This window comes from Tsukamurella sp. M9C, assembly GCF_020169415.1.
Lineage (GTDB): Bacteria > Actinomycetota > Actinomycetes > Mycobacteriales > Mycobacteriaceae > Tsukamurella.
On record NZ_JAIULG010000001.1, the window covers coordinates 152,114 to 166,106 of the forward strand.

Genomic DNA, 13,993 nt, shown 5'->3' on the forward strand with positions numbered 1-13,993 from the left:
GCATCGTCTGACATATCCGTACCGGCCTTTCACCTCTTACGCACGATCTTGACGCAACCTTAACGCCCGAGCGCTCTCGGAGGAAGTGGAACCGGCGCGAAGGCCCTAGCCGCAGCCGCCCTGGACCATGGCCTTCGCCGTGCCCACGAACTGGTAGAGGTAGATCAGCTCCCAGTCGGCGGGGCCGTAGTCGTACTCGCGGGGAACCGCCCGCATGACGGTGTCGCCGGAGAAGCAGTTGCCGTAGATGTAGCGCGACCGGGTCAGGTGATAGCCCCAGCTGATCACGATCACGGAGGTCCAGCCGTTCTGCTTCGCGAGCCGCTCGGTGAAGATCGCCTCGCCGCGGGTGGTGCTCGGCACCGGTACCTCGCAGGTCACGCTGATGTCGCCCACGCGGGTACCGCACAACTCCCGCATCGTGCGGTCGTGGTCGTAGGGGTTCGAGAGCACGACGTTCTTCGACCAGCCCTCCTGGGCGAGCCGGATGCCGTACTCCTCACGGCCGTCGTGCTCGCCGCCGAGCACGATGATCGCGTCGACCTTGCGGAGGGGATCCTGCTGGTCGCCGCCGAACAGCAGGTACCCGGCGCCCCCGACCGCGGCGAGCGCCAGGACCACGACGAGCGTCGTGCCCCACAGGAGTTGTTGCAATCGACGCACGTCGCCACCCTACCGGCGCGCGGGAGCGGCACCCGCACGCGTGCGGGCCCCGTCACACGGGCGGGAGCGCGATGTACTTGGTGTTCAGGTACTCCTCGATGCCCTCGCTGCCGCCCTCGGAGCCGAGGCCGGACTGTTTGATCCCGCCGAACGGGGCCGCCGGATCGGAGATGACGCCGCGGTTGACGCCGACCATGCCGGCCTGCAGCCGCCGCGCGACGCGCTGCGCCCGCCCGACGTTCTCCGTGAAGAAGTACGCGGCGAGGCCGTACTCGGTGTCGTTGGCCATCGCCACGCCCTGCTCCTCGGTGTCGAAGCCGACGATCGCGGCGACGGGGCCGAAGATCTCGTCGCGGCGGATGCGGGCGTCGTCGGGCAGGCCGTCGATGACGGTGGGCTCGTAGAAGAACCCGGCACCGTCGACGGGCTTGCCGCCCGTGCGGACGGTGGCGCCGGCGGCGACGGCCTCGTCGACGAGCGCGGCGATGGAGCCGCGCTGCTTGGCGTTGATGATCGGGCCGATGGCGGACTCGGCGTCCCAGCCCGGACCGACCCGCATCGCCGCGACGCGCTCGGTGAGCTTGGTGGTGAAGGCCTCGCGGATGCCGTTCTGCACCAGGATGCGGTTGGCTGCGGTGCAGGCCTCGCCGCCGTTGCGCATCTTGGCGAGCATGGCGCCGTCGACGGCCTTGTCGAGATCGGCGTCGTCGAACACCACGAAGGGGGCGCTGCCGCCCAGCTCCATCGAGGTGCGCAGCACGTTGTTCGCCGCCTGGGCGAGGAGGATCTTCCCGACGCCGGTGGAGCCCGTGAACGAGACCTTCCGCAGCCGCGGGTCCGCCATGAGTCCGCCCACGACGGTGGGAGCGTCCAGCGTGGGCAGCACCGACAGGACGCCGGGCGGCAGGCCCACGTCGGCGAAGATCTGCGCGAGCAGCAGCATGGTGAGCGGGGTGTCCTCGGCCGGCTTGACGATCACACTGCAGCCGGCGGCCAGGGCGGGCCCGATCTTGCGGGTGCCCATGGCCAGGGGGAAGTTCCACGGCGTGATCGCCAGGCACGGCCCGACGGGTTCCTTGACGACGGCGATCTCGCCGGTGCCGGCGGGCGCGGTCGCGGTGCGGCCGCCGATGCGCACGGCCTCCTCGGAGAACCAGCGCAGGAACTCGGCGCCGTAGGCCACCTCGCCGCGGCTCTCGGGCAGGATCTTGCCCATCTCCAGCGTCATGAGCAGCGCGAAGTCGTCGGCACGGGCGGTCACGGCCTCGAACGCGGCGCGCAGGATCTCGGCGCGCACGCGGGGCGCGGTGGCGGCCCACTCGTCGGCGACCGCGCTCGCCGCGTCCAGCGCGGCCGTGGCGTCGGCGGGCGTCGCGTTCGCGACCGACGCGAGGACCTCGCCGGTCGCGGGGTTGATCACGTCGAAGGTGCGGCCGGACTCGCTCGGGGTCGCGCGGCCGTTCAGCCACAGGCCGGTCGGGACGGAGTTGATCAGGTCGGGGACGTTCACGAGGGGCCTTTCGAGGCAGTGGGGCAGGCGGGTGTGACGAGGAGCGGGTACGGGATGCGCGCGGACGGCTCTCGAATTCTGTCCGGTACGGACAGCGTGTCCGGAACGGACAGAATCCGAGAGCGCCGCAACTGGAGGGGGCGGCTCTGCGGCGGGCGAGCGCCCCCGCGGCGCCGCTAGGCGGAGGCCTCGCGGATCGCCGTCTCCAGCACGGTGAGGGCGTCGTCGAGCAGCTCGTCGCCGATCACCAGCGGGGGCAGCAGACGCACGACGTTGCCGTAGGTACCGCAGGTGAGGATTACGACGCCGGCGGCGAGGGCCTTGGCCGCGATGGCCTTGGTCAGCTCGGCATCGGGCTCAGAGGTTCCGGGGTGGACCAGTTCGATCGCGATCATCGCGCCGCGGCCGCGAACGTCGCCGATCACGCCGACCTCGTCGGCCAGGGCCCGCAGCCGGCGCACGGCCGTCTCGCCGATGGCGCGGGCGCGCGCCGGCAGCTGGAGATCCTCCATCGTGTCCAGCGCTGCGAGCGCCGCGGCGCACGCGACGGGATTGCCGCCGTAGGTGCCGCCGAGGCCGCCCGCATGCACGGCGTCGAGCAGGTCGGCGCTGCCGGTGATCGCGGAGAGCGGCATGCCGCCCGCGATGCCCTTGGCCATGGTGATGATGTCCGGCACCACGCCCTCGTCCTCGCACGCGAACCAGGCGCCGGTGCGGGCGAAGCCGGTCTGCACCTCGTCGGCGATGAAGACCACGCCGTTCTCCTTCGCCCACGCGGCGAGGGCGGGGAGGAAGCCGGGGGCGGGCACGATGAAGCCGCCCTCGCCCTGAATCGGCTCGATGATGATCGCGGCCACCGCGTCGCCGCCGATCTGCTTCTCGATCTGCGTGATGGCGCGTGCCGCTGCGGCCTTGCCGTCGGCGTCGAGGCCGGCGGCCGCGTCGCGGTACGGGTAGGACATCGGCATCCGGTACACCTCGGGCGCGAAGGGCCCGAAGTCCTTCTTGTACGGCATGGTCTTCGCCGTCAGCGCCATCGTCAGGTTGGTGCGCCCGTGGTAGGCGTGGTCGAAGGCGACAACGGCGTCGCGGCCGGTGGTCAGGCGCGCGACCTTGATCGCGTTCTCCACGGCCTCGGCTCCGGAGTTGAACAGCACGGTGCGCTTGTCGTGGTCGCCCGGCGTGAGCGCGTTGAGCCGCTCGGCCACCGCGACGTAGCCCTCGTAGGGGGTCACCATGAAGCAGGTGTGGGTGAAGTGCCGCGCCTGCGCCGCAACGGCTTCCGCCACCCGCGGGTCGGAGGCGCCGACGCTGGTCACGGCGATGCCGGAGCCCAGGTCGATGAGCGAGTTGCCGTCCACGTCCACGATGACGCCACCGTCGGCGTCCGCGGCGTACACGGGCACCGAGGAGCCGACACCGCCGGCGACGGCGGACCGTCGGCGCTCGGCGAGGCGGGCCGACTCCGGTCCCGGGAGGGCGGTCACGAGGTTGCGGACCTGGGGCAGCCGGTAGGTGATCGAGGGGGTCGTTGCGGTCATGGGAGGGTCTCCTTGTCGACGTCGACGGGGGCGATGGTGCGGCGGAGGGTCTCGCCGCGGAAGAAGGCGGGGTGGGTGGCCCGCCGGATCAGCATGAGGACGGCGCCCAGCAGGAGCAGGCCGAACCCGATGTAGAAGACGAGCCCGATGCCGAACAGCGAGGAGCCGCTGCCGTTCTCGGGATTCAGGCTCTCCTGCACTGAGATCACGAAGACGACCGCGAGGATCGTCCCGCCGATCAGCGGGAACAGGAACTTGTAGACGATGTTGTGCGGGCCGGTGAAGAGCTCGCGGCGGAAGAACCACACGCACGCGAAGGCGGTGATCCCGTAGTACCAGCAGATCATGATGCCGAGCGCGGCGATCGTGTCCAGCAGGGCGCGATCGGAGAGCAGCTTCACCACGGCGTAGAAGACGCCCGTGATGACGCCCGAGACCACGGTCGCGTAGGTCGGCACCAGGTACCGGGGGTGGATCGCGGCGAGCTTCTTGGGGAACGCGCCGTAGGCGCCCATCGCGAGCATGGTCCGCGCGGCGGGCAGGAAGGTGGTCTGCAGGCTGGCGATCGACGAGGCGAAGATCGCGAGGAAGAGCATCAGGCCGCCGAACTCGCCGAGCACCGGGCTCGCCAACGGGCGGAAGACGTTCTCGGAGTTGTCCGGATTGCCCAGCCCGACGCCCTCCGTCCCGACGCCCGCGTACATCATCACGGCGACCGCCACCAGCAGGTAGGTGATGAGGATCGAGACCACGGCGAGCAGGCCGGCGCGGCCGGGCACCGTCTTCGGGTCCTTCGACTCCTCGCCGAGCGTCAGGCACGTGTCCCAGCCCCAGAAGGCGAAGATCGAGCCGGTGAGGCCGACGACGAAGGCGGCGATCGTGATGCCGGTGAACGGGTTGAACCAGTCGAGGGAGAAGGACAGCCCCGTCGGGACGCCGCCGGACCGCACGATCGCGGTGACCGCGAACGCCACCAGCACCACCATCTGGAAGCCGACGAGCGCGTACTGCACCTTGGCGCTGGTCGTGATGCCGCGGCCCGCGATGACCGTCGCGATCACCAGGAACAGCAGGGTGGTCGCGATGTTCACCGGCTTGTTCGCGGCGAGGTCGGCGAGCGACTCCTTCCCGGTGACCTGCGCCAGGAACAGGTAGAAGTAGTCCACGGCGATGGCGGCCAGGTTCGAGAGCACGATGATCGTGGCGAGCACCATGCCCCACCCGCACATCCAGCCGATGTAGGGCCCGAAGGCCTTGGTGGACCAGGTGAACGACGCGCCGCAGTCGGGCACGCGCGAGTTGAGCTCGCGGTAGGCGTACGCGGTGAGGAACATCGGGATGAAGCCGGCGATGAAGATCGCGGGCATCTTCAGCCCCACCGACGCGACGATCAGGCCGATGCTCGCGGTGAGCGTGTAGCCGGGCGCCACCGTCGAGATCCCGAGGATCGCGCCCGCGAGGGTGCCGATGCTGCCCTGCGCCAGGCCCTTGTCGACGATCTCCGTCCCGCCCGCGGGCCGCACCGGGCCCGCGTCTCCGGGGTCCTCGCGGCCCGTTCCGGCGGTGGTCACGCGAGGCCGGCCCGGGGGACGACGACCATCGGCACGTCGAGGACGCGGAGCATCTTCGCGGCGGTGGAGCCGAGGAACAGGCGCTTCGGCGCGGCGAGGCGGCTCGAGCCCACCATGATCAGGTCGCCGGCATGCCAGTCGAGGCTGTTGACGGCGTCCTCGACGGTGTCGCCGAGGACGACGACCGACTCCACGTCGGCGGTGGCGGGCAGGCGGTTCCGGGCCTCGTCGAGCACGGTGACCGAGTGCGCGCGGGCCTTCTCGAGGGCCTCCTGGTCGGCCTGGTGCACGCCGGGCATGAGGTCGACCGCGATGAGCGAGACGAGCCGCAGGGGCACGCCCGCGCGCTCGGCGCCCGCGATGGCGGCGTCGAGGAGCTCCTCCGCGCCCGGCCGTGCGCCCACGGCGCAGGTCACCGACCGCACCCGCTCGGCCTTGCTGTGCCGCTGCCCGCGCGGGGCCAGCGCGACGGCGACCGGAGAGGAGTGGATGAGGTCGTTCACCACGGGACCGAGCGAATGCCGGCCCAGCAGGCCGCCGCCCGTCGCGCCGACGACGACGATCGCGGCGTCGAGGCGCTGCGCCTCGGCGATGATGCCCTCCGCGATCGAGTCGTACACGCCGATGTGGGTGGACGCCTCGACGTCGCCCGGCACGAGCTCGCGCGCCTGCGTCAGCCAGGCATCGGCCTGATCCGTGAGGACCTGGTCCACGAGGTCGCCGGAGACGTACGCACCGGCCTGATCGGGCGGGACCACCATGCCGAGCGCGAGTTCCGCGTTCAGAGAGCGGGCGAGCTGCACGCCGAGCGCGATCGCATCGCGGCCGCCGTCGGTCGCGAGGTAAGCGACGTAGACCTTCATTTCTCTCCCTCACAGCAGGCCGATCCGGCGGCGGCACCGTCGGATTCGGTGGAACAGCAGGACGAGGACTTCGCCGGGGTGGGCGCCACGTCGATCGACGGGTTGCGGTCGAAGAAGCCGAAGGGCTTGAGCCAGAAGCTCACCGTGTCGGCCGGCATGATCGGCCAGTCCTCGGGCCGGGTGATGTGGTGGATGCCGAACGTGTACCAGAGCACCACGTCGGTGTTCTCGATCGACCGGTCGGCCGCGGTCCACGCAGGCAGGCCCATGCCGCCGCCGCCCTGATTCACGAATTCGCCGGCGGGCCAGCGCTCCTCGCGGTCGTTCGGGGTGACCCACAGGGTGTGCTCGATGGCGCGGCAGCGGTCGAGGATGGGGGACGCCGGGTCGAACATCGCGGGGACGTTCGCGGAGGCCACCAGCTTGTACGACGGGGACGTGCCGAGGCCCGTCTTCACGTTGTCGTTGACCACCTTCCACGACCGCTGCGTCGGGTAGTGCGGGTCCTGCTTGCCCTCGGACTCGGTGCGCAGCGGCGTGTTCACCTGCTGCAGCGACAGGCCGTACGGGTTGTCCGGCCCCGTGGGCACCATCCGCGTCTCGGACTGGTAGACGGTGTTGTTCTCGCCGTCCACGTCGAGGTCCATGCGCGCGACGATGAAGTGCTGGTGGAAGGGCGCGTAGGTGCGCTGATCGACGAGGGTGCCGTGCGGGTGCGAGCCGCCCTCGGGGAAGTGGCTGACCACCATGATGCCGGTGGCCCGCACCTCGCACTCGATGTTGCCGTCCTCGTAGAACCGCCAGTAGGTGAGGTACTCGTAGTTCGCGACGGTGACGTGGAAGGACACCGTGAGGCGGCGCATGCGACGGACCTCGGCGCCGGCGTGGTGGTCCACGTGCTTCCAGAGGACGGCGTTGTCCTCCTCGTGGATGCAGATCGCGTTGGCGATGTCGTAGGGCTCGCCCTTGCTGTCGTGGAGCGTGGCGTCCAGGTACCGGATCTCGCCGAGGCAGTCGCAGCCGAGCGCGAGCGAGGTGGTCATGAAGCCGAGGCCCCACTCGCCGATGTCGAAGGCGGTGCGGCGGTAGTGGTCCTCGCAGTGGTCGCGGTAGGGGACCATCATCTCGGCGAAGGAGAGCCGGTGCGCGATCTTGCGCACGTTCCCGTTGTCGTTGTAGGTGATCGCGTGCAGGGTCATGCCCTCGCGGTAGTTGAAGCCCACCCGCAGCGACCAGTTCTGCCAGGTCAGCTTGTTGCCCTCGAGGGTGAAGCCGGGGCCCTCGGGCTGGGTGATCTCGAGGGGCTTGCGCTCGGGGCGGGTGCTCGCCTCGCGGAGCTCCTTGGGCAGCATCCGCGGCACGTACTCGCCCATGATCTCCGGGGTGTCCACGCGGAAGGTGTCCTCGATGCGGAGCAGCTCCATGGTGTTCAGGTCGATCACGCAGTGGAAGCCGTTGACGGGACCGGCGTAGGGGTTGGCACCGTCGGACGCCCGGACCCAGGTGTCGGACCAGCCGATCCGGCGCCCCGCGAACTCCTCCGGGATCAGCACCGCGCCGTAGGTCCAGGTGTCCATGAAGACCAGCGACATGTCGGTGTGCCCCCGCGCGGCCAGTGCCGCGATGACGTCGGGGTGCGCGCGCAGGGCCTGATCGGCCTCGTCCCACTCGTCGACGGTGACGTTCGCCTGCACGTCCGGGATGTGGTCGAACGACGTCACGGTGTCGGAGGTCAGCGAGACGCGGGCCTTGTAGGTGCGGTTCGCGGTGCGGTCGAAGAGCACCGCGACGGCGACGCGCTCAGCGGGCGTCCCGTCGGTGTCGAAGGCAGTGATCTCGGCCTTGCTCGGCTCGAACATCTCGATCGAGGCGTAGCGCCAGTCGGCGTTCACGCCGTGCTCGCGGGCGAGCAGCGCCGTGACGGCGCGGATCTCGTCGGCGGAGAGGGGATCGAGCGGGTGGGCGGCGGGGGAGGCGTTCTGCATCGCGGGGGTGCCTTTCTCGGCGGCTTCGGCGGGCGGTGATCGGCGGTGCGGTCGGGGTCAGTCGTTGCTGCTCATGACGTGCTTGATTCGGGTGTAGTCCTCCAGGCCGTACGCCGAGAGGTCTTTGCCGTAACCCGAGTGCTTGAATCCGCCGTGCGGCATCTCCGAGACGAGCGGGATGTGGCAGTTGATCCACACCGCGCCCGCGTCGATCCGGATGCTCATCCGGTTCGCGGTGGCGTGATCGGTGGTCCACACGCTGGACGCGAGGCCGTACTGCACGCCGTTCGCGAGCGCGACGGCCTCGTCCTCGGTCGCGAAGGGCTGCACCGTGATGATCGGGCCGAAGGTCTCCTCCTGCACGATCGGGTCGTCCTGTCGCACGCCCGTGATCACCGTCGGCTCGACGTAGAAGCCCGTCTCACCCGCGCGCTTCCCGCCGGTCGCCACCGTCGCGTGCGCGGGCAGCGCCGCCAGCTTCTCCATGACGCGGCCGAAGTGGTGCACGTTGTTGAGGGCGCCGTAGAAGGCGTCCGGATCGTCGGGGGCGCCGGGCCGCAGGGTCTGCGCCTGGGCGACCAGGGCCGCGACGAAGGCGTCGTACACGGACTCGTGCACCAGCGCGCGGGTCGCGGCGGTGCAGTCCTGGCCGGCGTTGAAGAACGCGGCCTGCGCGATGCCCTCGGCGGAGCGGGCGACGTCGGCGTCGCCGAAGACCACGGCGGGCGCCTTGCCACCGAGTTCCAGGTGGGCGCGCTTGAGGTCCGTCGCGGCGGCGGTGGCCACGGCGATGCCGGCGCGGACGGAGCCGGTGATCGCGACCAGCCCGAGCGCGGGGTCGCCGACCAGCCGGGCGCCGACGGCACCGTCGCCGAGCACGACGTTGAGGACGCCGTCGGGAAGGATGTCCTGCGCGATCCGCGCCAGCACCAGCGTCGACTCGGGCGTGGTGTCGGAGGGCTTGAGCACCAGGGTGTTCCCCGCGGCGAGGGCGGGCGCGATCTTCCAGATCGCCATCATGAACGGGTAGTTCCACGGCGTCACCTGGCCGACGACGCCGATCGGCTCGCGCCGCACGTACGAGGTGAAGCCCTCCATGTACTCGCCGGCCGCGCGGCCCTCGAGCAGGCGGGCGGCGCCGGCGAAGAAGCGCACCTGGTCGGCGCAGACCAGGACCTCCTCGGACTTCACCATGGCCGCGAGCTGGCCGGTGTTGCGGACCTGGGCGGCGACGATCTCGTCGGCGTGCTCCTCGATGGCGTCCGCGAGCTTCAGCAGCGCCGCCTGGCGGGCGCTCGGCGTGGTGCGGCCCCAGGTGAGGAACGCGCGCTCGGCCGCGGCGACCGCGGCGGCCACCTCCTCGTCGGTCGAGACCGGCGAGACCGCGACCACGGTCTCGGTCGCCGGGTCGACGATGTCGATCGACGCGGACGACGTCGAGTCGACGAACGCTCCGTCGATGAAGTTCTGGAGGCGGTCGGACATCGCGGCCCTTTCGGTGGGGGACGGGGAAGTCCTCTCACTGTGCGCTGGGTCACTGGGCCGCGCATCTGCCAGAATGGCGAAATCAACGACGTCGACTCGACGGATTGGAGCGGCATGGCGGTCACGGTGCGCTGGCTGCTGGGGCAGCGCGACCTCGGCCTCGGGCTGCGGGCGGGCGCGGCGGCGACGGACGTCCCGATCACCTTCGTCATCACCACCGAGCTCGCGGACCCCACCCCGTGGCTCACCGGCGGCGAGATGCTCCTGACCACGGGCATCGGCATCCCGCCCGGCGACGAGGGTTGTCGGGAGTACGTGCGGCGCCTGACCGACCGCGGCGTCTCCGGGCTGGGCTTCGGCGTGGGCGTCTCTCGCGCCAGCGCACCGTCAGCCCTGGTCGACGCGGCCGACGAGTTCGGGCTCGCACTCGTGGACGTGCCCCTGCCGACGCCCTTCGTGGCCGTCGCGCGCACCGTGATCGACGAGATCGCGCGACGCGCGAACGCGGCGCAGGCGGCGGCGGGCCGGGCCCAGCAGCGCATGACCCGCGCGGCGGTCGCGGGCGGGCCCTCGGCGACGCTGCGCGAGCTGTCGGTGGGATCCGGGGGCGCGGCCCTCCTCCTGGACCGCGGCGGCCGGGTCGTCCAGGCGCATCCGGCCGAGCTCGATCCGGCGGTCGCGCGCGAGGTGGGTGAGCAGGCGCGCGCGCACGTCGCGGCGTCCGCGGCCGGGCCCGTGACGGCGCCGTCGACCGACCCGGCCGCCCGGCACGGCACCATCGTCACCCAGCCCATCCGCGTGGGCGACCGCGGCCACGGCCACCTCGGGGTGGTGCTGCCGCGCGAACCCTCGGCGACGGACCACGTGCTCATCGGCCACGCCAACTCCCTGCTCGCGCTGGACTTCGAGCGACCGCTGCGGCTGCGGCTCGCGCAGTGGCGGATGAACGCCGCGGCCCTGCGCCTGGTCCTGTCCGCGGGTGGGGACCTCGACGAGGCCGCGCCCTTGGTCGCGGAGGCGGCGGATCCGTCCGGGGTCCGCGCGCTGATGATCCGCGGGGGTGCCGACCCGGAGGCGGTGATCGCCGCGGTCCGGGCGGCGCTGCACGACGCGGGCCGCCCGGTGTTCGTCTCCGAGGCGGCCGGCCCGGGCGGCGTGGTGGCGCTCCTCGGCGGCGACGACGGGCCCGCCTTCGCCGACGCCCTGGTCGCGGGCCTCGCGCCGGGCGAGCGCGGCCGGCTGCAGCTCGGGCTCGGGGCGCCGCACGCGCCGGGCGCGGTGGCCGAGGCGGTCGCGGCGGCGGAACTCGCGGCCCGCGCGGCGCGGCCGGGGGGCGGCACCGTCGACGCCGCGGCGCTGGCCGGGCGGACCCTGTTCACGGACCCCGGCACCCGCGATGCCCTCGCGCGGCTCGACCGCGCGCTGCTGGACCCGCTGCGCGCGCACGACGGCCTCGCCCAGGCGCTCCGGGCGTACCTCGAGCACCACGGCCAGTGGGAGGGGACGGCCGCGGCGCTGGGGGTGCACCGGCACACGGCGCGGGCGCGGGTGGAGCGGGCGGAGGAGCTGCTCGGGGTGGACCTCAAGTCGGCGCGGGTGCGCGCCGAGCTGCTACTGGCGCTGTTGCTCGGCGACGAGTAGCGCCCGCAGGCCCTCGATCAGCGCCGCGAGCCCGAGGTCGAAGGCCTGCAGCGAGCGCTCCGGGCCCGACGGTGCCGCGGCGAGGGCCCGGCGCAGGTCGTCGGTCGCGGCCTCGTCGTCGTCCAGCGCGATGGGGACCTCGGGCGCCGAGACGTCGAGCGCCGCTCCCAGCAGGAAGTTCTCGACGCCGACGACGATGCCCATGACCTGCTCGACCGGGAATCCGGCGCGGAGCAGGCCGGTGGTCGCGGCCGCGTACATCGCGAGGTTCTGCCGCCCCCCGATGGTCTCGGTGGCGAGCAGGCGGACCGCGGCGGGGTGCGCGGCGAAGGCGTTGCGGTAGGTGCGGGCCCACGTGTCGAGGGCGCGGTCCCAGGGCTCCACGGCGAAGCAGGCGGCGTCGATGTCGGCGGTCACGAGGTCGCGGACCAGGCCGATGACGCCGGCGCGGCCGTCGACGTGGTGGTAGATCGACGAGACCTGGACGCCGAGCCGGCGGGCCAGCGCCGGCATGCTCAGCGCACCCTCCCGGTCGACGAGCTCCAGGGCCGCCGCGCCGATCGAGGCCCGGTCGAGTTGCGGGGTGCTCGGCCGGCCGACGCGTCTGCTCACCTGCACGAACCTACCCGACGGGACGATTAATCGACAGGCTTTCGATTTGCCTCTTGTGGCAGCGGTCACCCGGGGCTATCGTTTATCGAAAGCCTATCGATAAATTCTGGAGGAACCGAGATGGAGCTCATCGTCGCGCCGGGGATCCCGGCGTCGCCCGCCCGCGTGGACGCCCCCGAGCGGGAGCCGCTGCGCGTCGCGCTCGTGCAGCACCGCTGGCACGACGACGCCGCGCTGCTGGCGGCCGAGCTCACCGATGCCATCGGGCAGGCGGCCGGGGCGGGGGCGAAGGTCGTCTTCCTCTCCGAGATCACCCTGCTGCGCTACCCCGCGTTCGAGCGCGGCGGCGCGCAGCCCAGCGCCCTCGCCGAGGACCTGCTGACCGGGCCCACCTTCGCCCTCGCCGCCGCCGCGGCGAAGCAGCACGGCGTGGTGGTGCACGCCTCGCTCTACGAGCGCCACCCCGACGCGGAGCCGCTCGGCTACAACACCGCGATCATGGTCTCCCCGTCCGGCGAGCTGCTGGCCCGCACCCGCAAGCTGCACATCCCGGTCACCGCCGGCTACTACGAGGACACCTACTTCCTCCGCGGCCCGGCGCAGGCCGACGGTGCCGACCCGTACCCCGTGCACGCGCCCGCCGAGCTCGGCGGCGCCCGCTTCGGCCTCCCCACCTGCTGGGACGAGTGGTTCCCGGAGGTCGCGCGGGCGTACTCCCTGGGCGGCGCCGAGGTCATCGCCTACCCCACGGCGATCGGTTCCGAGCCCGATCACCCCGCGTTCGACACCGCCCCGCTGTGGCGGCAGGTGATCGTCGGCAACGGCATATCGAGCGGCACCTTCATGGTGGTGCCCAACCGGTGGGGGAACGAGGGCGCGATCACGTTCTACGGCAGCTCCTTCATCTCCGACCCGTACGGCCGCATCCTCGTCGAGGCGCCCCGCGACGCCTCGGCCGTACTCGTGGCCGACCTCGACCTGGACCAGCGGCGCGACTGGCTGACCCTGTTCCCCTTCCTCGCCACGCGCCGGCCCGACACCTACGGCCCGCTCGTCGAGCCCGTCGAGGCGAACGGCCCGCTGGGAGGTGCGAAGTGACGTGGCGCATGCCGTCGGAGACGGCGCCCCAGGTCCGCACCTGGATGGCCTACCCCTCGGCCGGCTACTCGCTCGGCGACACCGCCGAGGAGCAGCATTCCGCCCGCACCACGTGGGCCGCGGTCGCGAACGCGGTCGTCGACTTCCAGCCCGTCACCGTCGTGGTCGATCCCGCCGAGCGCGCGGCCGCGGCCCGGTACCTGTCGAGCCGCGTCGACGTGGTCGAGGCGCCGCTCAACGACGCCTGGATGCGCGACATCGGCCCGACCTTCGTCGTCGACGAGGCCGGCCGGCTCGGCGCCGTCGACTGGATCTTCAACGGCTGGGGCGGCCAGTCCTGGGCGACCTGGGACCGGGACAGCCGGATCGGGAGGTTCGTCGCCGACCTCGCCGGCGCCGAGTACCTCGGGTCGGAGCTGGTGAACGAGGGCGGGGGCCTCAACGTCGACGGTGCCGGGACCGTCCTGCTGACCGAGACCGTCCAACTGGATCCGGGCCGCAATCCGGGCCTGACGAAGGCGCAGGTCGAGACCGAGATGGTGCGCACGATCGGCGCCACGCACGCCGTCTGGCTGCCCTTCGGGCTCGCCCGCGACTCCGACACCTTCGGCACCCGCGGCCACGTCGACATCGTCGCGACCATCCCGTCGCCGGGCACCGTCCTGCTGCACGACCAGCGCGACCCGTCGCACCCCGACCACGCGCGGTGCGCCGCCCTGCGGGAGACGTTCGCGGGGTCGACCGACGCCGCGGGCCGGGCCTGGGAGGTGCTCTCGGTCCCCGCCCCGACGGTGCTCCGCGACGACGATGGCTTCGTCGACTACAGCTACATCAACCACGTCGTGGTCAACGGCGCGGTGGTGGCCTGTTCGTTCGACGACCCGAACGACGCCGTGGCGGTGGAGGTCCTGGCGGCCGCCTACCCCGGCCGCGAGATCGTCACCGTCGATGCGCGGCCCCTGTTCGCACGCGGCGGCGGCATCCACTGCATTACGCAGCAGCAGCCCGCGGTCTGAACCGACGC

At 72.1% G+C, this 13,993-nt stretch carries 11 protein-coding genes; 3 read left to right on the forward strand and 8 right to left on the reverse strand.

The window, feature by feature from the left end; translation table 11 throughout:
* Positions 1 to 105: 105 nt before the first annotated feature.
* From LB823_RS00750 to LB823_RS00780, 7 genes are all read right to left on the reverse strand, one after another.
* Complete coding sequence (locus LB823_RS00750; protein ID WP_224644849.1) at positions 106 to 663, reverse strand: YdcF family protein; 558 nt, start codon at positions 661 to 663, stop codon at positions 106 to 108.
* Positions 664 to 715: 52 nt separating this feature from the next.
* Positions 716 to 2,173 (reverse strand): NAD-dependent succinate-semialdehyde dehydrogenase, encoded by a 1,458-nt coding sequence (locus LB823_RS00755; protein ID WP_224644850.1) that lies wholly within the window; start codon positions 2,171 to 2,173, stop codon positions 716 to 718.
* 176 nt (positions 2,174 to 2,349) lie between these two features.
* A complete protein-coding gene (gene gabT / locus LB823_RS00760; RefSeq protein ID WP_224644851.1) occupies positions 2,350 to 3,714 on the reverse strand; it encodes a 4-aminobutyrate--2-oxoglutarate transaminase in 1,365 nt (454 codons plus the stop codon).
* Complete coding sequence (locus LB823_RS00765) at positions 3,711 to 5,237, reverse strand: APC family permease (RefSeq protein ID WP_224644949.1); 1,527 nt, start codon at positions 5,235 to 5,237, stop codon at positions 3,711 to 3,713. The genes gabT and LB823_RS00765 overlap by 4 nt, the downstream gene beginning before the upstream one ends.
* Positions 5,238 to 5,281: 44 nt before the next feature.
* On the reverse strand, positions 5,282 to 6,148 hold the full coding sequence (locus LB823_RS00770; protein WP_224644852.1) for a universal stress protein: 867 nt from the start codon (positions 6,146 to 6,148) through the stop codon (positions 5,282 to 5,284).
* Entirely contained in the window at positions 6,145 to 8,133 is a 1,989-nt protein-coding gene (locus LB823_RS00775; protein ID WP_224644853.1) for a primary-amine oxidase, read from the reverse strand. The genes LB823_RS00770 and LB823_RS00775 overlap by 4 nt, the downstream gene beginning before the upstream one ends.
* 57 nt (positions 8,134 to 8,190) lie before the next feature.
* On the reverse strand, positions 8,191 to 9,618 hold the full coding sequence (locus LB823_RS00780; RefSeq protein WP_224644854.1) for an aminobutyraldehyde dehydrogenase: 1,428 nt from the start codon (positions 9,616 to 9,618) through the stop codon (positions 8,191 to 8,193).
* A 114-nt stretch (positions 9,619 to 9,732) separates the two neighbouring features.
* On the opposite strand from LB823_RS00780, the gene LB823_RS00785 reads away from it, so the two are divergent.
* Positions 9,733 to 11,259 (forward strand): PucR family transcriptional regulator, encoded by a 1,527-nt coding sequence (locus tag LB823_RS00785; protein WP_224644855.1) that lies wholly within the window; start codon positions 9,733 to 9,735, stop codon positions 11,257 to 11,259.
* Here the strand turns inward: LB823_RS00785 and LB823_RS00790 are convergent.
* Positions 11,230 to 11,871, reverse strand: a complete 642-nt coding sequence (locus tag LB823_RS00790) for a TetR/AcrR family transcriptional regulator C-terminal domain-containing protein (RefSeq protein WP_224644856.1) — start codon at positions 11,869 to 11,871, stop codon at positions 11,230 to 11,232. The genes LB823_RS00785 and LB823_RS00790 overlap by 30 nt on opposite strands.
* A 120-nt stretch (positions 11,872 to 11,991) precedes the next feature.
* Here LB823_RS00790 and LB823_RS00795 point away from each other — a divergent pair, with 120 nt between their 5' ends.
* Both LB823_RS00795 and LB823_RS00800 read left to right on the forward strand, forming a co-directional pair.
* A complete protein-coding gene (locus LB823_RS00795; RefSeq protein ID WP_224644857.1) occupies positions 11,992 to 12,969 on the forward strand; it encodes a nitrilase-related carbon-nitrogen hydrolase in 978 nt (325 codons plus the stop codon).
* Positions 12,966 to 13,985, forward strand: a complete 1,020-nt coding sequence (locus LB823_RS00800) for an agmatine/peptidylarginine deiminase (protein WP_224644858.1) — start codon at positions 12,966 to 12,968, stop codon at positions 13,983 to 13,985. Before LB823_RS00795 ends, LB823_RS00800 begins: the two co-directional genes overlap by 4 nt.
* Positions 13,986 to 13,993: the final 8 nt, after the last annotated feature.

Excerpts from the sequence above, each read along its gene's own strand:
- LB823_RS00780 (WP_224644854.1), bottom strand. The coding sequence starts at position 9,618 with ATGTCCGACCGCCTCCAGAACTTCATCGACGGAGCGTTCGTCGACTCG.
- gabT (WP_224644851.1), bottom strand. The coding sequence starts at position 3,714 with ATGACCGCAACGACCCCCTCGATCACCTACCGGCTGCCCCAGGTCCGC.
- LB823_RS00795 (WP_224644857.1), top strand. The coding sequence starts at position 11,992 with ATGGAGCTCATCGTCGCGCCGGGGATCCCGGCGTCGCCCGCCCGCGTG.
- LB823_RS00785 (WP_224644855.1), top strand. The coding sequence starts at position 9,733 with ATGGCGGTCACGGTGCGCTGGCTGCTGGGGCAGCGCGACCTCGGCCTC.
- LB823_RS00775 (WP_224644853.1), bottom strand. The coding sequence starts at position 8,133 with ATGCAGAACGCCTCCCCCGCCGCCCACCCGCTCGATCCCCTCTCCGCC.
- LB823_RS00770 (WP_224644852.1), bottom strand. The coding sequence starts at position 6,148 with ATGAAGGTCTACGTCGCTTACCTCGCGACCGACGGCGGCCGCGATGCG.